Below are 18,826 nucleotides of genomic sequence, written 5' to 3'. Positions count from 1 at the left end.
AAATGAAGAAAGTAAAATTAGTTTTAGTGATGGCTCTCATCCTCGCTCTTGCCGCTTGTTCGACAGATGAACCGGGCTCTAAGAAGGAAACTGGATCTAAAGATAGCGATGGCAGCTATAAGATTGGATTTTCTATTTCAACTTTGAATAACCCGTTCTTCGTGACATTAGGCGATGGGGCGAAAGAAAAGGCAAAAGAACTTGGTGCAGACCTTACAGTTGTTGATGCACAAGATGACGCATCAAAGCAAGCAAGTGACGTTGAAGACTTAATCCAACAAGGTGTCGATTTGATTTTAATTAACCCGACAGACTCTGAAGCCGTTGTAGCAGCTGTTGAATCAGCAAATAGCGCTGGTATTCCAGTTATTACAGTTGACCGCAGCGCTGAAGGGGGAGAAGTTGTTTCTCACATCGCATCAGATAACGCAGCCGGCGGCGAAATTGCAGGTGAGTTCTTAGTTGAAATAGTTGGCGAAGGTGCCAAAGTTGCAGAACTTGAAGGAATCGCTGGATCTTCAGCGGCTCGTGACCGCGGTGAAGGATTTAACAATGTGGCAAAAGAACAACTAGATGTTGTAGTAAAACAAACAGCAAACTTTAACCGTGCGGAAGGATTGACGGTAATGGAAAACATCCTTCAAGCGAACCCAGACATTAAAGGTGTATTTGCTCATAATGATGAAATGGCGCTTGGTGCCCTTGAAGCAATCGAAGCAGCAGGAAAAGACATCGCAGTTGTCGGCTTTGACGCAACAGATGATGCTGTACAATCTGTCCAAGATGGCAAGCTTAAAGGAACCATTGCCCAAAAACCGGAATTAATCGGTAAAAAAGCAGTTGAAGCTGCTGTGCAATCGCTAAAAGGCGAAAAAGTTGAAGCTTCTATTCCAGTTGAATTGGAATTAATCAAAGAATAAATATAGAATAAACGTATGGTGATCAATGAGGGTAATTTCCTCATTGATCACATTTTCATATGATAGAAAAGGACATGAACAGAGGAGTACGATCCGTGAATAGAAAAAAAGTAACGATCAGAGAAGTTGCGAAAGAAGCAGGTGTATCTGTGGCTACCGTTTCTCGCTACTTGAATAAAAATGGTTATATTAGCGAAAGTGCTGAAAATAAAATTAAAGAAGTAATGAAACAGCTAGACTATCAACCAAATGAGATTGCAAGAGGCCTCGCAAGAAAGAAAACAAATACGATTGCTTTAATCATTCCAGACATCAAAAACCCCTTCTTCCCAGAACTTGTTGTTGCGATCGATGAAATAGCTAGATTAAAAGGCTATAGCATTGTCCTTATCAATACAGAGGAAAGGGAACTAGAAAACAATCATTTTTGGAGAAACTTGCAAAGCAGGTACATTGACGGCTTTATTATCGCTTCCTTTCATTTCAATCATCAAGTTTTACAGACTATCGAAAGTTTGCATGTTCCTTTCGTTCGAATAGATAGAGCGGCAAATAACGATGCCTATCATTCTATCGAAATCAATAATTATAAAGGGGCGACTTTAGCGACAGAACATTTAATTGAAATAGGCTGCAAACATATTGCGCACATTAGCGGCCCTAAATCATATCTCCCATCAATTGATCGCGTTCGCGGCTTCACTGATGCAATCAGCAAAAGATTTCCAGAAAAAGACCTGATTCTTTATGAGGGCGATTTTACTTTTGAAAGCGGAAAAGCGATTACAAATGAAATAATGCTAAAAAATCCACATATTGATGGCATTTTCCTTGCAAATGATTTAATGGCAATTGGCGCTATAAAAGCATTAAAATTATTGAATTTCGATGTACCTAGAGAAATAGCAATCGTTGGCTTTGACGGTATAGAGCTTACGAATATGGTAGAACCGGAAATCTCGACAATAGAACAGCCAATCTATGAAGTAGGTGTTGCTGCAACGAATAAACTGATTCATTTAATTGAGAAAAAGGCGGATGAAACACTGCAAGTAGAATTAGATGTCAGACTCGTCAAGCGTGAATCAACGCTCGGATTTGTCCCGCATTAAGCAGGTAGACTCCGCCTCATGGCGAGGCATTGAGAAACGATTGACTTTATTTTTTACTATTCACAATGGGCAAGTATGCTAAAACAAAAACTGACCCAAAATGTCAAAAAGACTTTTGAATCAGTTCAGTGTTTATCCCACATCTAACTGACGAGTAAAACCCCCACCTCGGGAAGTAAGAGGAATCGAAGCAGTCTAGGTGGGGAATGAGAGAAAAACTCCCACTCATGAAAGTTTCACTTTATTTCTTTTTTATCACTGGCACCCAAATTTCGGTGCGATAGTCATCTGCAAATGGATCGCCGGGGGAATAGGCTTCAAACTCCATGCCTCCAGCATGCTCATAGCCAGTGGATGGAAACCACTCATGGAAAATCCGCTGCCATGCCTCTTGAATTGCATTCGGCATAGGACCAATCACTTCAAAGACTCCCCATGTTGCTGCTGGAATGTTTTTCAACTCGCTATGATCATCCATATGTTTTGATGTATCTTCTGCTCCAATAAAATAAGTAAACATTTCGGCCTCATGATCAAAATCCATACATGCGCCGACAACGCCTAGTTCACCAGCATGTTGTTCGAGACGCTCTGAAAATCCGTTCGTGTTGCACTCTTCCCAAAAAGCAGGAATGACCTCATTGTTTTTCTTGTCTCCCATTTTTAGGCGCAAACCTTTTCCGGCAATCGTGAAAGCTTCTTTCTCTACTAATTTGTAGTTCATTTCGATTGCTCCCTTCAATTGAATATGAAAGGAAAGTCGTGGGAAGGCTTTAAGCAATTGGCCTGACGAGCGAGCCTCCGAAGGGGAGATGCTATGCAATTTCCGAAAAGCTTTTGAAAACGACTCTGGCGATTCATAACCGTATTTCAAAGCAGCTTCTATCACTTTCATTTGCGAATTTGCTAAGTCTTGGGCAGCTAGGGTTAATCGTCTTTTTCTCATATACTCGCCAACTGTCATACCCGTTAACATCTGGAACATCCGTTGAAAATGAAATTTCGACATACACGATAACGCTGCAGCTTCCTCAATGGAGAAAGCATCTACTAAATGCTGTTCCATATAATCTAGGCTATCATTCATTCGCTGTAATGCTTCCAAAACGACTTCCTCCTTCGTACTCTATCTTATGAAAAGATTGGCCAATGATCCGGTCTTTCCTTGCTCACTTATGACAGGTATTTTTATTATTGTGACTATAGCACAGATTACTTTATACCAAAAGTTTTACTAGTATGTTGGCATATATAGTATTACATGACGAAAGTTTCCTGCATGATATACTAGATGAACGAACAGCGATCAAAATGGAGGGGCTCTAAAATCTGTTTTGTGGACACTTGTGGACATTTGATTTGGATCGGCAAGGGAGCAGCACAGGTAGATAAAAATGTGATCAAGTTTTTAAGAGATTATGTAATAAACAGTTGAACATCACCGAATGAACATACAGCGCTGTAAACGATCAAAATTTCTCATTCATCACAGCTCCTCAATATCCTCTCCACAAAAGCGCTCTTTCCTTCTGTATACGCTGCACGAGTTTTTGCGTTTTTAGCTAAATTTCTTTTCAAAAGTTCGTATTCTGCTGCCACTTTAGGGTGTTCACGCAAGAAGTTGCGAAACGCTAAATGCCTCTTCAATTCTTCATTATCTTTGCTGCAAACATATAAATGATGCGCTATCCACTGTTCACCCGTCTCACTCCAAGGAACGAATCGATCTTGACGAGCGAAGGCATCTCTCCCTTTTATGCCTAAATCACCTTCATGGATATACCCTAAACGACTTAATTGCTGAATAATATTAGGCAGAAGCTGATCATTTTCAATTACAATGTCTAAGTCGATAATGGGCTTAGCTCCCAGCCCTTTAACAGCTGTACTTCCTACATGTTCTATACATAAGATTAAATCTTCTAGGGCGTTCACTAAAACGTTCTCTAATAATGAAAAAGCTTTTTCCCATTTCTCGTCATATGCAACTATTTCGATACCAGATGGATTTTCTTTTTTAGAGGACACCAACGTTGATCACTCCAATCACACGATTAAGGTTATAAGTTCGTTTTTTTCTTGGGATTAGTGAAAGCAAATGTGAAAGTATTTAGAAAAATTTCAGTAAGCCCCTTCACTAATGGAAGTTTCATATTATCAATATTTAATCATGTCTGCAATTTTCATCTCCATACTAGAAAATAGTATGATGCCCCACATAATTAATTTTCCTTGCTAAAACGTAAAAATTTTAATAAAATAACATATGTTATATAACGAGTGTTATTTAAAGGGGAACGATATCCATGCCGCCAAAACAAAAAATCTCTCGAGAAGATATCTTAAATACTGCTTTTGAATTGACTAGATTGCATGGATTTGAATCTGTTACAGCGAGAAAGATTGCAGAGGCTTTACATTGCTCTACACAGCCTATCTTTCGAATTTATGAAAATATGACTGATGTAAAAAGTGATTTATTTCATCGCATTAATGAATATTTTGGTGACTATCTTACTCATTATCAGATGCCTGATGTAAATCCTTTTTTACGAATTGGCGTTGCTTATATTGAATTTGCAAAAAATGAAAGTAATTTTTTTCATATGTTGTTTCTGTCTAACAATCTGCAAATGAATAGTATATACGATTTGGTAAATAACAAAGAGCATTTTTTTATTTTAGAGATGATTCCAAATAGCGGGGATAGCGAAGATAAATCATTAGGCGATCAAAAAGATATTTTTATGAAAATATGGCTCTTTACTCATGGGATTGCCACAATGATTGCAACGAACAACATTAAATTGTCAAACGAGGAAATCATTACACATTTGAATCAAGCTTTTGAAGCTTTTTCTCATGTAGAAATAACGGAATAGGAGATTCGTATATGAAACCTTCCTTTTATCAGGCGCTTATGTGGGTCCTACTATATCTTGTCATCATTTCCGGCGGAGCAGCCATTGCTTCGATATTAGAGTACGAACCGAGTAGGGGGCAGTGTATAGCTTCTTTCGCGTTGACAATGGTGCTCATATTATATTTATATACAAAGAAAAACGCCTTTTCTTATTATGGTTTTCAAGCTATTAGCCGCTTGCAGGCAAAAAAGGTACTCTATTTTATCCCTATATTTATCATTCCTTGCTTCGTATTGTTTGAAGGTTTGAATAAAGAATTGTCGCTGTTGGACATATTTATGTATGCGATGATGATGATTTTTATTGCTTTTATAGAAGAACTATTATTTAGAGGTTTCTTAATAAATGCATTGAAACCGAAGGGAATTCATTTTGCAATCATTGTTTCTTCAGTTATATTTGGACTATTACATAGCGTTAATATCATAGGTGGAAAGTCAATGATAGATACAATCGTTCAAGTCGTCTTTGCTATTTTAATCGGTATTTTACTTGCGCAGCTGTATCTTATTACCAACAGTATTATTCCAGGCATGATCTGGCATTTTGTTAATAACTTTTTCAATTCTATTAGTAATAAATCCGAGAGTGCCACCCAATATTTTACACTTTTATTGATTGTTTTGGCGCTCTCCATTATATATACTATTTACCTTTTTTTGATGATGAAAAAGGAAAGAAGCACGAGATTAGATGAGCCTGACCGATATGATGTTTGATATGCGCGTACATGATGAATCTATTTTAGTGCAAAGTAAAATGGTGTTAAAAAATGTTTACGTAATGGGATTTTTTTCTGTTGATCGTTTATTTACTTTATCATATAATGCAGCTATGCCGTCTAGTCAAGACGGTTTTATTGCGTGTTAAGATTAATCAACAAAAATAATACATTTTCGGTACCTCTTTGAAAAGAGTAGAGGAGGATGAACAACAATGATCGCCTACTTGCTTTTAGGAATCTCCATTGTATCAGAAGTTTTCGGATCAACGATGCTGAAGTTGTCAAACGGCTTTGCACGTTTTTTTCCTGTGTTGGGTGTACTAGCGGGATATGGATTAGCCCTTTATTTACTTGGCATAACACTGGAAACTCTTCCTTTAGGTTTTGTTTATGCTGCGTGGAGTGGTTTAGGGACTATCTTAACCGCGCTAATAGGCGTTCTTTTCTTTCAAGAAAAAATAAGCAAGCAAGGTGTTGCAGGGATCATTATCTTAGTCGTTGGTCTCGCTTTATTAAATTTAACGAATTAAAGACAAGGGAGAAGTCTGATGAAAGGTGTTCTTTATTTAGCGTTTGCTATCACATGTGAGTTATTCGGATCATCAATGCTAAAATTATCAAATGGTTTTTCCCGATTAGGACCTAGCATAGGTGTAATCATTGGATTCTTAGCATCTTTCTTTTTCTTGAGTTTAGCACTTAAAAGTATGGCATTGTCTGTTGCCTATGCGACTTGGTCTGGCGTTGGAACTGCATTAACGGCTATTATTGGTGTTATATTATTCGGAGAGAATTTGAGCTTTTTTAAAATTTTCGCTCTGTTTTTAGTAATCTTTGGGATCGTCCTTATTAACAAATCTAAAGGTGAAAAGACAGCCAAAATTTTAGAAGGACAAGATACGATTCATTAAAACAAGACAGCCGATTTTTTCTAACTATAGAAAAAATCGGTTTTTTCATATATGGACAAGATAAGTTTCTACCAATAAAGTTCCTACATGTTTTTACTTAGCAAAGGCAACAATAAGCATATCGAATAAAAAGGAGCTGCAAGTAATGGACGACAAAATGTTTCGGGCGATCAATGGACTGGCAGGCCGTTGTACACCATTGGATATGCTGATGATATTGATTTCAAATAAAATTCGGTTTGTATTTATGATTGTGTTGATTTTTATGTGGTTCCGAAAATGCTCGCAAAAAGTGACTACAAATGCAATAACATCTGCAATTGTGACGATGATCATTCACATAGTAATGAAAATAATGTATTTTAGGCCTCGTCCGTTTATCAATCGCTGCGTAGGGATTCTTATTCCTGCAAAAACGAATTCTTCCTTTCCGAGCAAACATACGTTACTTGTGTTTGCTATCTCTACATCTATCTTTCTTCGCGACCGATTTCTCGGCATGATCATGTGGGGATTGTCGATGTTGACAGGACTTTCACGCATCTGGGTTGGACATCATTATCCGTCAGATATTATTGGGAGTGCTCTTATAGGCAGCATAACAAGTATCTTTGTGGACTACTATTCCAAACTTGCTGAGGCATGCAAAGGAGCGAAGAGCGAATGACTACGTTCCCAAAAGGCAAAAACATCCTCGCTTCGCTCTCTAAGGGGCGGAATGGAGAGGGAGAGAACATTTAAACGATAATATAAATCCTCGCGAAAAGTTTTTCTCTCGACCATTTCCTTAAGAATTTTATTTGTAGCTGCATAATTCTCGCTTCAACAGGAATGGCATTGTTATTCTATTAACAGGATTAACGACAGCGGTTTTCTGCCATTATACGAACAGGGAGTTGCCTGGCTTATTCCAATGTTTGTCGGCGGCATAAGCGGTTATCTTTATTCGGTAATGAAAGGAAGCCCAAAAGCGGAGATTGGAAAAGTAGAAGCGGCGATGACAATCGGGAAGAATTAGCCAATGGGAGTGGGTTAGTTACCAACTAAATGTATTATTTTATAAGGCAATTTCACCGGTTTATAAGCGGAAATTACGCTGTTTATCGCCCGAGGACATACCAAAAACAGGTGGAGAAATTTTTCTCTACCTGTTTAAGTACTTATTTTGTAAAATGCAGATTTGTGTTTTTTACTTCCGTACACGAACGATTTTGCCTTTGTTTATTTTTAGTAGATGTTCTACCTTTATTTTTACTAAAGAATGAGTGGAGCCGCCGCCTGTGTATATTTCCTCCAGTTCCGCTACGTTCGGATCAATTAAAAAGATTGCATCATAGCCCAAAGAGGGAACACCGCCTGCTGGATAGCCTGTACCTTCTAGTACCTCATTTTCGTCAGCTAACCGTGGCCTTTCTATATTCATTGCTTTACTTACTCGTGAAGTACTAGCCCGATCTTCCCCCTTTACAATGGCAACGATCAAATTTCCATCCTGATCTATCATACAAATGTTTTTAACAAATTGATGAATAGATGCATTGACTGCTTCGGCAGCTTCCGCTACAGTGTGACATGATTTATTTAAGACAAGATGTTCTGCATCCATATTCGTTTTCTTCATATATTCTTTTATTTTTAAATCGTATTGATCCATTCATTTCTCCCTCTCCAATAAACAGTCGTTTTTTCCCTCTATTCTATTATCGTTGCTAGGTAAAGTAAAGATGATAAAAGTGAAAAAGGAGTACTTCCTCATACCAAAGCTGATGATGAGAGGAAGACTCCATACAATGTGATTAACTGATTTAGACAAGCTCCCGCTGCATCATCTTCACATAGCGCCAACGGATGATGAGATAATAAACGATTTGCAGCGCAAGGAAGAAGGCTAAAACGATCAAAGTAGTGCCGGCAATGGACCACATATCCTTCAACAATTGCTGCAATGCGAAAAATGCCATTCCGCTATGGATGCAAGCGACGATGATAGGGGCAAAAAATAAAATAAAGAGCTGCGTTGTCAACACTTTACTCAATTCTTTGCGTGTTAATCCTAGTTTCGAAATCATTCGATATTGTCTACGGTCGCGGTCTACGTCTGAGTAAAGGCGGAAGTATATGAAACTACTAGCACTGACAAAGAACACAATACCTACGAGTAAACCAACAATGAGTAAAATGCCATTCATTTGCTTAGACATGATGTAATCTTGCGCTAACGAATGAAAAGAGAATGACCCGTTATACATCACATCTTCAGATTGATAAATTTTATCAAAAATGGTTTGTGACACATTTGTTGTTGTTAAAATATCATCTACTACATAGCCGATTAATTGTTGCTCGCTTCTAAAATCATCCTCTTCTTGTGTAAAAGTAGGGATGCGGTCATATATGTCGTCTGGAATAACCGCAATGATGTTTGAAAACTGGTATTGTGGAACGATAAGTTCATTGATCATATCAGATACTTGGAGTTCTTCGTTCAGCTCTCCGATAAGAAGTGTATCCATTCCATCTGCTGTAGTTTTAAAATCTACATCATTCATGATGGTTCCTGGAATGAGGACAGCTTCATTTTCTGATAGCGATATTTGTTGGCCATTAAAAAGCTGCGAGGCTTTATTAAAAGTAGAGGCCGACATGACTTCCATATAATTTTGACCTTCTACATGTAGCAGTGGCTTGATAGCCAAATGGGCTTTTTTGTTAGCGAAACCAGCATTCGACATTTCTTTTTCAATCAGGGCCACATGCTCATTTTCTTGTTCATTATTGCCGTAGGAATGATAGTACACAGCATATGGATTTCCAGTTTTCACTAGATTCACTTGATTGCCGGCAGCAGCGATAGTCCCGACTGCTGTAAACGCGACTGCAGAAACAATCGCAATCATAAAGAACATATTCGAATTATCACGCATTCTGTAAGTCAATTCTGGAATCGTCAGCATATTTGTTCTTCTAAAGAGCAAAGCTTCATTTTTCTGTAGTTTTTTCATGACGAAAACATTAAGCTGGCTAAACAAAAAGTATGTTCCGATAATGGCAAATAACACGACAGCCAATAAAATATGCAATTCTGCAAACGAGGGTTCTGTCGCAAACAGATACACAAGTATATAACTAGCCCCGATAAAAAGCAGTGCTAAAAATGAAAGGAAAATCGATGGTTTCGGTTCTTTTTTCGGCTTGCGATCGCCTTTCAGCAATTCTATCATTTCATTTACACGGACAAAACGCGAGGTAAATAAAGAAATAATCATAAACACGAGAAAGAAGATACCGAATGTTAAACCGACGCCTTTCCAAGGAATAAAAAATTTCAATCCTTTATCAAGCATAAGCAGTTTCTCCGCTCCGAATAAAAACACTTTGGAAAACAGCAAACCAGCTGCAATACCAGTCACGATCGACAAGCAGCCGATAATCATATTTTCGATAAAAAGCAAGCGATTTAATTGGCGATTAGTCATTCCTAGCATCATCATGAGACCAAATTCTTTTTTGCGTGTTTGTAAAAACGCACTAACAGAATACATGATAAAAAAGAAGGAAAAGATCACAATCACGTATTGTGATACTTGCATGCCCATCGTCGCAAACTTTGCCATACTTGGACTTGTTGCCTGAATGCCATCTTTTAATTGCGGATGGTAAATAAGAATCGCATAAATAAAAAAGATCATCACCGCAAACGAGCTGCTAAAAAAATGAGCGCCATAGGAACGCTTGCGATTCTTTACATTGCTAAGCGCAAGGTCTTTCATGCTCATGCCTCACTCCCCCTTAATGAAGAAAGTGTTGCGGAAATCTCTTTCTGGAATAGTTCCTGTGTTGCTGATCTCTTGATTTCTGCCCGCAGCTTACCATCTTTAATAAATAAAATCCGATCACAAAAACTTGCAGCATACGCATCATGCGTGACCATGATCATCGTTGCCCCTTGTTTATTTAATTGCCGTAGAATGGATAATACATCTTCACTCGCATTAGAATCTAAATTTCCTGTCGGCTCATCTGCTAAGACAATACTTGGATCGTGAATAACGGCGCGAGCAATGGCTGTCCGCTGTGCTTGACCACCCGAAATCTCAAAAGTTCTTTTCTGCAAAATTCCCTCAATCCCTAAATGATGGGCAATATCCTGCAGACGCTTTTCCATCTCTTTCCTACTGCGGCCATCCAACGTGAGCGGCAACAAAATATTTTGCCTCACAGTCAACGTATCTAGCAAATTAAAATCTTGAAAAACAAACCCTAGCTCTCTGCGGCGAAAATGAGCCAAACCGTCCTTTTTTAAATGATATGGATTGCTGCCATTTATTGTCACTGTGCCGCTAGTCGGGGAATCAATAGTTGAAATTGTATTGAGCAACGTCGTTTTCCCGCTTCCTGATGGCCCCATGATACCAACAAATTCACCTTTATTCACTTGAAAAGATACTTTCTTTAACGCATGAAACGTTACCTTTTCACCATATATTTTATCGACTTCTTTTACATCTAACATAACAGTAGTCATATGTATCCTCCCTATAAATGTCGTTCTACATAAATAGACGAAGGCCAACAACAACCCCCTACAGTTTTTTGGAAAAATATTAAAAAGTGATGAAAGGGGAAGGTGGCAACGATAAAAGCCGCTCCATTAAATATTAAGAGCGGCTTTTACCAGGAAAATGTAAAATGATGTGAGTCAATATCATTTTTAGCTAATGATATGTTTGAAGTTCAACGAAAGTAGGGGGTCTATTTTGTGATTTCGGTCATTTGTTCTTCAGATAATTCCGTCAGTTCAGCAACTTTAGTAAGAGGAAAACCATCAATTAATAGTTTTTTGGCCAAGTTTCTTTTCTCTTCTAACTTGCCCTCTAGTCTCCCTTCCATTTTTCCTTGCAACTTGCCTTTTTCCATTCCTTTCCGTTCCCAAGAAGTAGTTAACTCCATGATTTTTTTTGCCTCCTTTTTTTCTAATAAAGGAATTTCCTTTAGTAATTTTTTTTCTTCTTCACTGTTTAAAATTAAATAAGATTCAAAGAAACGGGTGACGAGCCTTGTTTGTGCTTCTGTTATTTGTAGTTTAACCAACATTCGCAAAAATCCTTTTTTTACTTCGACTTTTTCTTTATGCTTGTAGCCCATTTTTGAAAGAAGTGCTGCTGTAACTGGGTTTGGTTGTTTGAGGTAGCTGCGCCAATTTTCTCTGCGTAATTGTAAAGCTAAAAATTCAAAATGTAAGACGGATAGAAACGGGAATTTGATGGAGAATGTTGTTTCTTCTTTTTTCATCTTATTATAACTGAAAATGGCAATTGGAATCACGTGTTTTCGATGTTTTTCATAAAGCAGGCTAAAATACCGGAACATTCTTTCTTGGAATCCTTTTTTATAGGATGATTGAGGCTCAATGTGGATAATGATGAAGGCGTCTTCATATTTTAAAGTGGTCTTAAAGAGAAGGTCAACCCGATATACATTTCCATCGATCATATCCGTAATATGCTCGGTCGGGAGCAAAGTTGTTTTGCGGAAGTCAATTTCTTCATACACTTCTGGGAAAAAAGCGAGGACAAACTCTTCTAAAAAAGATGAAATCAATTCTTTAAACAAAGAGTCGTGGGATCGTTGAGGGTGTTTTGTCAATGAGTACTATCTCCTTTTCATTTTATTGAATTTACATAAAAAGTTAACTAAAATAACAGAACATTAACTCTATTATAACATGGAGTTTAGTTCAATCAAGTTAGATGCATCCCTGTTAGCGATTGAATTGTTGACAAATTCAAAAATATGGAGCAATAAATCCATCTACTAAATGACTAAATATAGTAAAATAAATGAGAAGGAGGAAGTTTCAATGTTCGTTGGATATTTGGAAGAAATTACTCGTCATCCTGTCAAATCATTTTCAGGGGAAAAGGTGCAGGAAACAACTGTCATGAGCTACGGTCTATATGGCGACCGCAGTCATGCGTTTTTAGATGAAAAAAGGCGGGGAAAGTTTTTAACGATTACACAGGCCCCAGAGATGGTACGTTACAAAGCAAGGTTTAACGGGATAGAATCATTAGCAGCATATCCGAAAGTAGAGGTAATGACACCAGACGGAAAACTGCTTAATTGGGATGATGAAGCATTGATTCGTGAGATGGAACAACTAGCAAAACGGAAAGTATCGCGTACGCAATATACGCCAACAGCAGTTCCATTAGGTGCTATCGAGGAGGAGCATATTCAATTTGTCACAGATGCTTCTATTCAAAAGTTAAAGGAATTGTGGGGCAACGACGTTGATTATCGTCGCTTCCGGCCAAATTTGCTTTTTTCGTTAAATGAAAAAATCCCTTTTATAGAGGAAACATGGTTTGGGAAACGACTGAAAATCGGCGAAGAGGTAGAACTTTACGTCAAAAGACACTGTGAGCGCTGCATGATTATTACAGTAGATCCAGAAGATGCAAAACGTGATCCCGCCTTATTAAAAACGGTTGTTCAGGAAAGAAAAAACCATTTTGGCGTCTATGCCTCCGTTGTTAAAACAGGAACGATACGAGCAGGGGATAAGGTGTATTTAATAGAATAGATGATTAAAAAAAATGAACGATAGTATCGCAATATGCGTTTCAGTATATGTTATCAGAGGAAGAGTTGAAAACCATTTTGATAACGCAAAAAAGGTTCAATGGGAGGGCTGCAAAAGGTTATCAGATCATCTATTCAAACTGACAAGGTAAAAATGTTTGAAAACCTAGTACTAATATTAGCTGCTAAATCAAACATTAGTACCAGGTTTTCATGTGTTTACGTGTCAATAAGAGAAAAGTTTCTTTAAAGTTTGGATAGGTTGTTTTAATAACGGTCTGCCAGTTCCAATATTGACACGAAAGAATCCTTCGCCGCCTGGTCCAAATTGTGATCCCATTTGTACACCTAGTCCATGTTTAATGAAGTTGTTGAAAATATCTTGTTCAGAACATGCAGAGTTTGCATATTTGACCCATATTAAAAATGTACTATCGGATTGAATCAATTCTAAGCTGGTGCCTTTCATCTCGGACATAACCCATGCATAATGATCTTTTAAATAAAGATTTAAACGATCAAGCCAATATTCACAATGCTGATAAGCTGCAATCGTTGCTTCAATGGCAAAAATATTAAGTTTATGATAGCCTAACTCTTGTTGCTTCAGTTGAAAATCTTGTCTTATTTTTTCATTGAAAATAATTGCAAAAGAAGACTTTAAACCTGCAAAGTTAAATGCTTTTGTTGGAGCTGAAAGAGTATGAATATGATTGCGATATTCCGGATAGGCTACTGCTGCTGGGGTATAGCTTCCTTTTTGAAAGAGAATATCGCTATGAATATCATCAGAAATGATATCTACATTGTATTGTTGACATAGTTGGGCAAGTTTTGCTAACTCCTCTTTTTTCCAAACACGGCCACTAGGATTATGTGGATTACACAACAAAAATACTTTTGGCTGATACTGCTGCATTTTCTGTTCAATATCTTCCCAGTCCATAGTATAGTTGTTATTGGATAATACTAGTTTTGAAAAAAGATTTTTTCGGTTCAGTTTATTTACAGTGTGGAAAAAAGGAAAATACACAGGTGTGCACATCATAATATAATCTTCTTTTTGAGACAGGACTCTTAATAGGGCATTAAGTGATGAAATAACGGTATTATTTACGATCAAGTTTTCTTTTTCTATTTGCCACTGATTTCTAGTTTCTTGCCAGTATTGGATAGCATGAAATAACTCAGCTGGAGGGTAAGTATAACCTAACACTCCTTGTTTTGTTCTTTCGGTGATAGCAGCTAAGATTTCATCTGCGCAACGAAAATCCATATCCGCTACCCACAACGGTACTACTTCTTCAGTGCCAAAAACTTCTTTCCGTAAATCCCATTTTTCAGAAAAAGTATTGTTACGATGTGGAATATCGTCAAAATTTAACATTTAAAATTCCTCCTTTGAAAACACTTGCAATATGAATGACACGATGGTATTATCAAATTGTAACTTAACGCGTTAACCAGTTATCTTGTAATAATATATCATATTTTTTGAAATAAACCTAATTAGGAGTGTAAAGATGGCAGTACCAAAATATAAGCAAATTATCGATGATTTAAAAGCATTGATAAATGCGGGCTATTTTAAGCCAGGAGAAAAAATATATTCAGAAGGGGAGCTAAAGGAAAAATATAATGTCAGCAATACAACTGTTGTTAGAGCTTTGCACGAATTGGTTCGGGAAGGAGTATTAACAAGGTATCAGGGAAAAGGAACATATGTCAGTAAATCAATCATGAATAAAGAAGTCATTTTTAATGAATTTTCCAATATTCCTCGGGAAAAAAAGTTCAATAATTTAAGAGACATTAGCAATGAATTAACGAAAGTCATTTCTATCCAGGAAATAGAAGATGCTCGTATTGCGAAGAAATTGAAGTTAAAGCCAAAAAATCGTATTGTTCATTTCAAAAGATTGCGTTTGATCGACGATATTCCTTGGGCAATCCAAAACAACTATATTGCAAAAAGCAATTTGATGAATGTAGATTTCTCGAACAAAGAATTTTTTGCTTCTCTATCTCATGCAATCAAAGAATTATACGGGATCAATATATTGGATGAGGCAATGAAAGAAAGAATTAAAATCGAGTTCCCAGTTAAAGACGAAGAAATCATTGAATTGTTGCAAATAGACGCATCAAAGCCAGTGTATAAAATTGAAAGAATCACTTTTGTACCGGAAGACAAGCCTTATGAATATATCGAGAGTTTTATTTGCCATGATCGCTACTTTATTGAGATTGAGAAAAAGAAACAATAACGAAAGTCTCTTTGAAAGGGGGGATGCCCTAAACAGCCATTATTATTTCTCATTTTTATCATGACGATTGGAGGCCAATTATGAGATATATCATTGCTGCCCATGGAAACTATGCTATAGAGGCTAAGAAAAGTTGCCAAATGATCACTGGACAAACCGAACATATCACTGCGATTGCTTTTACAGAAGAAATGGGGATTGAAGATGTTGTCTCTGCATACAAATCAGCTATAGAAGATTGTGAAGAAGAGAACATAATCATTATGGTTGATATTGTTGGAGGGACACCTTGCAACGCCGCGTTAATCTTAGCGCAAACGGAAGATATCCAAGTTATTGCAGGGCTGTCGTTAAGCATGCTAATAATGGCTAGTTTAGGGGAGAATATAGATTCGATCATCCTAGAATCAAAAAATGCAGTTCAGCTAGTTCAAGCGCCAAAATGGAGTGACGTGGAACTTAGTGAAGAAGGGGAGGAAGAAGAATGAAGGCATATGGAATTAAACACATTAGAATAGATGAACGGTTAATTCACGGCCAAGTAGCAACGATGTGGGTAAATACAGTGAAAGCAAGCCGTATTATGATTGTTGATAATGCTGTAGTTAAAAGTGATCTTGAAAAGATGGCATTAAAAACAGCTGTACCAGCAGGGATGAAATTAAGTATTTTAACAGTAGAAGGTGCCGCTAAAAACATTCTAAACGGTAAATATCAAGATCAACGAGTATTTCTAATTGTAAAATCTCCTTCTGCGTTAGTTGGCTTAGTGAAGAACGGTGTAGAAATCGATTCAGTGAATGTCGGGAATATGTCCGCGAAGCAGGGTTCGAAGCAAATTAGAAAATCTATTGGTGTAACAGAGAAAGATGTGGAGGACTTCCTTTTCTTAAAAAACAACGGTGTGAAGCTTAATGCGCAAATGGTCCCGAGCGATGATATTGTTGATTTTTCGAAATTGATTGAAATATAAGAATAATAAGGAGGGAGCACGATGGATTTAGCTGTCTGGCAAATTGTATTGTTGGTTTTATTAGCTTTCTATTCGATTATTGACTCGCTATCATTGAATATTGGTTGTCAATATCCAGTCATTATTGGGACAGTAACTGGAGCCATTATGGGAGATGTTACACTCGGTTTAGCGATTGGAGCTACATTACAACTAATGGTATTAGGAGTAGGTACTTATGGAGGGGCTTCCATACCAGATTTTACCACAGGGGCGATTGTAGGAACTGCATTTGCGGCAATATCAAATCAAAATGCAGAGTTTGCGATTGGAATTGCTGTTCCGGTGGGCTTATTGATGGTACAGCTCGATGTTCTTGCAAGATTTACAAATACATTCTTCTTACATCGAGTAGATAAAAATATTGAAATGGGAAATATTCGCGGTGTAAAACGCAACATTTTACTAGGTGCTTTGCCTTGGGGGCTATCTCGTGCTATTCCAGTCTTTATTATGTTGATTTTTGGGAAAAGTGTGGTTAATTTTATTGTAAATGAAATGCCTGATTGGTTAATGGGCGGTCTTAAAGTTGCTGGTGGCATTTTGCCAGTAGTCGGGATTGCTATTCTACTTCGCTACCTTCCTACTAACAAATTTGTTGCATATTTAATTATTGGATTTGTAGCAGCAGCTTATCTAAATGTTCCAATGCTAGGTGTTGCTTTAATAGGTGTGGCACTTGCTATTATCTATTTTAAACAGAGTATAAAAGCTGTACCTGTAATGGCGGGAAGCAATATAACGATGGATGGAGGAGAGAATGAAGATGGCGAATATGAAGACTGAAGCTAATATGATTAATAAGCGTGATTTAATGGCTGCGAATATTCGCTGGTTGTTATGCAGTCAGATTTGTTGGAATTATGAACGGATGATGTCGACAGGTTATTTGTATAGTATTTTACCAACGCTACAGAAGTTGTATAAAGGCAATGACCTAAAAGAAATGATGGGTGTGCATAATCAGTTTTTCAATACCAATCCAATGGTGGGTGGCTTAATCCTAGGCATGGATATGGCTATTGAAGAAAGAGAAAAAAAGGAAGCAAAAGAAGTAATAACAGGCTTAAAAACAGGATTAATGGGGCCTTTTGCTGGAGTAGGGGATACTATTTTTGGGGTTATTGTTCCGACTGTTTTTGGTTCGATCGCTTCATACATGGCATTAAAAGGAAATCCTACGGGCGTAATGATGTGGATGTTGGTTAACCTTTTAATTATTGGCTTGCGTTTCACTTTGTTGCCACTTGGATATAAGCAGGGAGCTAAATTAGTAACAGAATTTGCCGACAGACTTAACGCGTTAACCGATGCTGCTGTCTTGCTTGGGATAACCGTTGTAGGAGCACTAATACCAACGGTGGTTAATGCAAAAGTGGCATATGTCTATAAATCAGGGGAAGTCACATTGAAAATGCAAGAAATGATAGATCAAATTATGCCATCGTTAATTCCTGTATTATTAGTAGCTTTAGTTTATGGACTACTTGGGCATAAAAAAATGACTTCAACAAAGGCAATTTTATTTGTAATGGTATTAGGAATTGTTTTCTACAATCTCAAAATATTAGGTTAAAAATACGAGGAGGCGTTTTAAGATGGGATTAGCATTTATTGATAAAGCAAAGGAATTAATCGACATTATTGAGAAAGAAGAAGCAACTAATATTAGAAAGGCAGCCGAAATAGTTGCTGAAGGCATCATGAATGGTGGAATAACACAGGCATTCGGTAGTGGGCATTCCTATGCGGCTGCGATTGAAATTAGTGGCCGTGCGGGAGGATTAATTCCTTCAAAGGTTATCTTAGATCCAGCAGGCGGTATATATGAATCACTTGAAGGTGTAGGAACAATTTTGACTCATAAATTACAAATTAAGGAAAATGATGTTTTCTTTATTATCTCTAATTCAGGTCGAAATCCGATGGGAATTGAACTTGCAGAATGGGTAAAAGCTCATGGGAATAAATTGATTGTGGTGACAGCTTTAGATGCTTCAAAAGCTTCTTCTTCTAGGCACTCATCAGGGAAATTATTGTATGAATATGCGGATGTAGTGCTCGATAATCATTCGGTATTTGGTGATGCTGCCTTGTCTGTTCCTAACCTTGAAACAAAAGTATGCGGCACTTCATCTTTAGCGGCTGTATGTTTGCTGCAACAGACAATATTTGAAGCTGTTTCTATTATGGTTGAGAAAGGGTATACACCTCCTGTGTATCGTAGTGCAAATATTGACGGCGGTATGGAGTACAATGTAGAAATTGAAAATAAATTCGCAGATCGTATTTTCCATATGTAGGTTATTCGCGTCATCTCTCTTGAATCGTAAGGTATTTGGGAGCTTCTTGTTTAAAGGAGGAACTTAAG

The 18,826-nt window shown here is 37.4% G+C and carries 21 protein-coding genes and 1 pseudogene; 14 read left to right on the top strand and 8 right to left on the bottom strand.

The window, feature by feature from the left end:
* Window positions 1–2 precede the first annotated feature (2 nt).
* The gene (gene rbsB / locus J2S08_RS19105; RefSeq protein WP_307232406.1) at window positions 3–920 is read left to right on the top strand and encodes a ribose ABC transporter substrate-binding protein RbsB; all 918 of its coding nucleotides are present in this window, start codon (window positions 3–5) and stop codon (window positions 918–920) included.
* A 95-nt stretch (window positions 921–1,015) separates the two neighbouring features.
* Window positions 1,016–2,032: a LacI family DNA-binding transcriptional regulator gene (locus J2S08_RS19100; protein WP_307232404.1), complete on the top strand. Its 1,017-nt coding sequence runs from the start codon at window positions 1,016–1,018 to the stop codon at window positions 2,030–2,032.
* A gap of 241 nt (window positions 2,033–2,273) precedes the next feature.
* On the opposite strand, the gene J2S08_RS19095 is transcribed toward J2S08_RS19100, so the two are convergent.
* Window positions 2,274–3,137, bottom strand: a complete 864-nt coding sequence (locus J2S08_RS19095) for an AraC family transcriptional regulator (protein WP_307232402.1) — start codon at window positions 3,135–3,137, stop codon at window positions 2,274–2,276.
* Between the two features lie 374 nt (window positions 3,138–3,511).
* Window positions 3,512–4,063 carry a GrpB family protein gene (locus J2S08_RS19090; protein ID WP_307232400.1) on the bottom strand — a complete coding sequence of 184 codons (552 nt, stop codon included), beginning with the start codon at window positions 4,061–4,063 and terminating at the stop codon, window positions 3,512–3,514.
* Window positions 4,064–4,338: 275 nt separating this feature from the next.
* Here J2S08_RS19090 and J2S08_RS19085 point away from each other — a divergent pair, with 275 nt between their 5' ends.
* From J2S08_RS19085 to J2S08_RS19065, 5 genes are all read left to right on the top strand, one after another.
* Window positions 4,339–4,914 carry a TetR/AcrR family transcriptional regulator gene (locus tag J2S08_RS19085; RefSeq protein WP_307232398.1) on the top strand — a complete coding sequence of 192 codons (576 nt, stop codon included), beginning with the start codon at window positions 4,339–4,341 and terminating at the stop codon, window positions 4,912–4,914.
* A gap of 11 nt (window positions 4,915–4,925) precedes the next feature.
* On the top strand, window positions 4,926–5,675 hold the full coding sequence (locus J2S08_RS19080) for a CPBP family intramembrane glutamic endopeptidase (RefSeq protein ID WP_307232396.1): 750 nt from the start codon (window positions 4,926–4,928) through the stop codon (window positions 5,673–5,675).
* Window positions 5,676–5,892: 217 nt separating this feature from the next.
* Window positions 5,893–6,210, top strand: coding sequence for a DMT family transporter (locus J2S08_RS19075; protein WP_307232394.1), 318 nt, complete (start codon window positions 5,893–5,895; stop codon window positions 6,208–6,210).
* An 18-nt stretch (window positions 6,211–6,228) separates the two neighbouring features.
* Window positions 6,229–6,591: a DMT family transporter gene (locus J2S08_RS19070; RefSeq protein WP_307232392.1), complete on the top strand. Its 363-nt coding sequence runs from the start codon at window positions 6,229–6,231 to the stop codon at window positions 6,589–6,591.
* Window positions 6,592–6,736: 145 nt separating this feature from the next.
* On the top strand, window positions 6,737–7,258 hold the full coding sequence (locus tag J2S08_RS19065; RefSeq protein ID WP_307232390.1) for an undecaprenyl-diphosphatase: 522 nt from the start codon (window positions 6,737–6,739) through the stop codon (window positions 7,256–7,258).
* Between the two features lie 20 nt (window positions 7,259–7,278).
* Here J2S08_RS19065 and J2S08_RS19060 read toward each other — a convergent pair.
* The 5 genes and pseudogenes from J2S08_RS19060 to J2S08_RS19040 all read right to left on the bottom strand — a co-directional run.
* Window positions 7,279–7,401 (bottom strand): annotated as a pseudogene (locus J2S08_RS19060) (sigma 54-interacting transcriptional regulator); the annotation flags it as partial.
* A gap of 379 nt (window positions 7,402–7,780) precedes the next feature.
* On the bottom strand, window positions 7,781–8,245 hold the full coding sequence (locus tag J2S08_RS19055) for an aminoacyl-tRNA deacylase (RefSeq protein WP_307232388.1): 465 nt from the start codon (window positions 8,243–8,245) through the stop codon (window positions 7,781–7,783).
* A gap of 151 nt (window positions 8,246–8,396) precedes the next feature.
* Window positions 8,397–10,367 (bottom strand): ABC transporter permease, encoded by a 1,971-nt coding sequence (locus J2S08_RS19050; RefSeq protein ID WP_307232386.1) that lies wholly within the window; start codon window positions 10,365–10,367, stop codon window positions 8,397–8,399.
* Entirely contained in the window at window positions 10,364–11,116 is a 753-nt protein-coding gene (locus J2S08_RS19045; RefSeq protein WP_307232384.1) for an ABC transporter ATP-binding protein, read from the bottom strand. The genes J2S08_RS19050 and J2S08_RS19045 overlap by 4 nt, the downstream gene beginning before the upstream one ends.
* Before the next feature lie 227 nt (window positions 11,117–11,343).
* Window positions 11,344–12,237 carry an Rpn family recombination-promoting nuclease/putative transposase gene (locus tag J2S08_RS19040; protein WP_307232382.1) on the bottom strand — a complete coding sequence of 298 codons (894 nt, stop codon included), beginning with the start codon at window positions 12,235–12,237 and terminating at the stop codon, window positions 11,344–11,346.
* A gap of 214 nt (window positions 12,238–12,451) precedes the next feature.
* Here J2S08_RS19040 and J2S08_RS19035 point away from each other — a divergent pair, with 214 nt between their 5' ends.
* A complete protein-coding gene (locus tag J2S08_RS19035; RefSeq protein WP_307232380.1) occupies window positions 12,452–13,177 on the top strand; it encodes an MOSC domain-containing protein in 726 nt (241 codons plus the stop codon).
* A gap of 225 nt (window positions 13,178–13,402) precedes the next feature.
* Here the strand turns inward: J2S08_RS19035 and J2S08_RS19030 are convergent, their stop codons facing one another.
* Window positions 13,403–14,563, bottom strand: a complete 1,161-nt coding sequence (locus J2S08_RS19030) for a MalY/PatB family protein (protein ID WP_307232378.1) — start codon at window positions 14,561–14,563, stop codon at window positions 13,403–13,405.
* A gap of 136 nt (window positions 14,564–14,699) precedes the next feature.
* Between J2S08_RS19030 and J2S08_RS19025 the strand changes: the two genes are divergently transcribed.
* From J2S08_RS19025 to J2S08_RS19000, 6 genes are all read left to right on the top strand, one after another.
* Window positions 14,700–15,443: a GntR family transcriptional regulator gene (locus J2S08_RS19025; protein ID WP_307232376.1), complete on the top strand. Its 744-nt coding sequence runs from the start codon at window positions 14,700–14,702 to the stop codon at window positions 15,441–15,443.
* 80 nt (window positions 15,444–15,523) lie between these two features.
* The gene (locus J2S08_RS19020) at window positions 15,524–15,931 is read left to right on the top strand and encodes a PTS sugar transporter subunit IIA (RefSeq protein WP_307232375.1); all 408 of its coding nucleotides are present in this window, start codon (window positions 15,524–15,526) and stop codon (window positions 15,929–15,931) included.
* Window positions 15,928–16,416 carry a PTS system mannose/fructose/N-acetylgalactosamine-transporter subunit IIB gene (locus J2S08_RS19015; RefSeq protein WP_307232373.1) on the top strand — a complete coding sequence of 163 codons (489 nt, stop codon included), beginning with the start codon at window positions 15,928–15,930 and terminating at the stop codon, window positions 16,414–16,416. The genes J2S08_RS19020 and J2S08_RS19015 overlap by 4 nt, the downstream gene beginning before the upstream one ends.
* 21 nt (window positions 16,417–16,437) lie before the next feature.
* Window positions 16,438–17,241: a PTS mannose/fructose/sorbose/N-acetylgalactosamine transporter subunit IIC gene (locus J2S08_RS19010; RefSeq protein ID WP_307232371.1), complete on the top strand. Its 804-nt coding sequence runs from the start codon at window positions 16,438–16,440 to the stop codon at window positions 17,239–17,241.
* Window positions 17,216–18,031, top strand: coding sequence for a PTS system mannose/fructose/sorbose family transporter subunit IID (locus J2S08_RS19005; protein ID WP_307232369.1), 816 nt, complete (start codon window positions 17,216–17,218; stop codon window positions 18,029–18,031). The genes J2S08_RS19010 and J2S08_RS19005 overlap by 26 nt, the downstream gene beginning before the upstream one ends.
* Window positions 18,032–18,053: 22 nt before the next feature.
* The gene (locus J2S08_RS19000; protein ID WP_307232367.1) at window positions 18,054–18,758 is read left to right on the top strand and encodes an SIS domain-containing protein; all 705 of its coding nucleotides are present in this window, start codon (window positions 18,054–18,056) and stop codon (window positions 18,756–18,758) included.
* The last annotated feature ends 68 nt before the right edge of the window (window positions 18,759–18,826 follow it).

Origin of the sequence: Bacillus chungangensis (assembly GCF_030812995.1) — a bacterium.
Classification (GTDB): domain Bacteria; phylum Bacillota; class Bacilli; order Bacillales; family Bacillaceae_C; genus Bacillus_CF; species Bacillus_CF chungangensis.
Note: the sequence above shows the minus strand (reverse complement) of the source record. Positions and strands in the feature narration are given on the sequence as shown.

Bases quoted from the DNA above. Each gene is read 5' to 3' on its own strand.
- J2S08_RS19055 (WP_307232388.1), bottom strand. From the start codon at position 8,245: ATGGATCAATACGATTTAAAAATAAAAGAATATATGAAGAAAACGAAT.
- J2S08_RS19035 (WP_307232380.1), top strand. From the start codon at position 12,452: ATGTTCGTTGGATATTTGGAAGAAATTACTCGTCATCCTGTCAAATCA.
- rbsB (WP_307232406.1), top strand. From the start codon at position 3: ATGAAGAAAGTAAAATTAGTTTTAGTGATGGCTCTCATCCTCGCTCTT.
- J2S08_RS19010 (WP_307232371.1), top strand. From the start codon at position 16,438: ATGGATTTAGCTGTCTGGCAAATTGTATTGTTGGTTTTATTAGCTTTC.
- J2S08_RS19075 (WP_307232394.1), top strand. From the start codon at position 5,893: ATGATCGCCTACTTGCTTTTAGGAATCTCCATTGTATCAGAAGTTTTC.
- J2S08_RS19020 (WP_307232375.1), top strand. From the start codon at position 15,524: ATGAGATATATCATTGCTGCCCATGGAAACTATGCTATAGAGGCTAAG.
- J2S08_RS19050 (WP_307232386.1), bottom strand. From the start codon at position 10,367: ATGAGCATGAAAGACCTTGCGCTTAGCAATGTAAAGAATCGCAAGCGT.
- J2S08_RS19015 (WP_307232373.1), top strand. From the start codon at position 15,928: ATGAAGGCATATGGAATTAAACACATTAGAATAGATGAACGGTTAATT.
- J2S08_RS19025 (WP_307232376.1), top strand. From the start codon at position 14,700: ATGGCAGTACCAAAATATAAGCAAATTATCGATGATTTAAAAGCATTG.
- J2S08_RS19065 (WP_307232390.1), top strand. From the start codon at position 6,737: ATGGACGACAAAATGTTTCGGGCGATCAATGGACTGGCAGGCCGTTGT.
- J2S08_RS19000 (WP_307232367.1), top strand. From the start codon at position 18,054: ATGGGATTAGCATTTATTGATAAAGCAAAGGAATTAATCGACATTATT.
- J2S08_RS19045 (WP_307232384.1), bottom strand. From the start codon at position 11,116: ATGACTACTGTTATGTTAGATGTAAAAGAAGTCGATAAAATATATGGT.
- J2S08_RS19085 (WP_307232398.1), top strand. From the start codon at position 4,339: ATGCCGCCAAAACAAAAAATCTCTCGAGAAGATATCTTAAATACTGCT.
- J2S08_RS19070 (WP_307232392.1), top strand. From the start codon at position 6,229: ATGAAAGGTGTTCTTTATTTAGCGTTTGCTATCACATGTGAGTTATTC.
- J2S08_RS19005 (WP_307232369.1), top strand. From the start codon at position 17,216: ATGAAGATGGCGAATATGAAGACTGAAGCTAATATGATTAATAAGCGT.
- J2S08_RS19080 (WP_307232396.1), top strand. From the start codon at position 4,926: ATGAAACCTTCCTTTTATCAGGCGCTTATGTGGGTCCTACTATATCTT.
- J2S08_RS19030 (WP_307232378.1), bottom strand. From the start codon at position 14,563: ATGTTAAATTTTGACGATATTCCACATCGTAACAATACTTTTTCTGAA.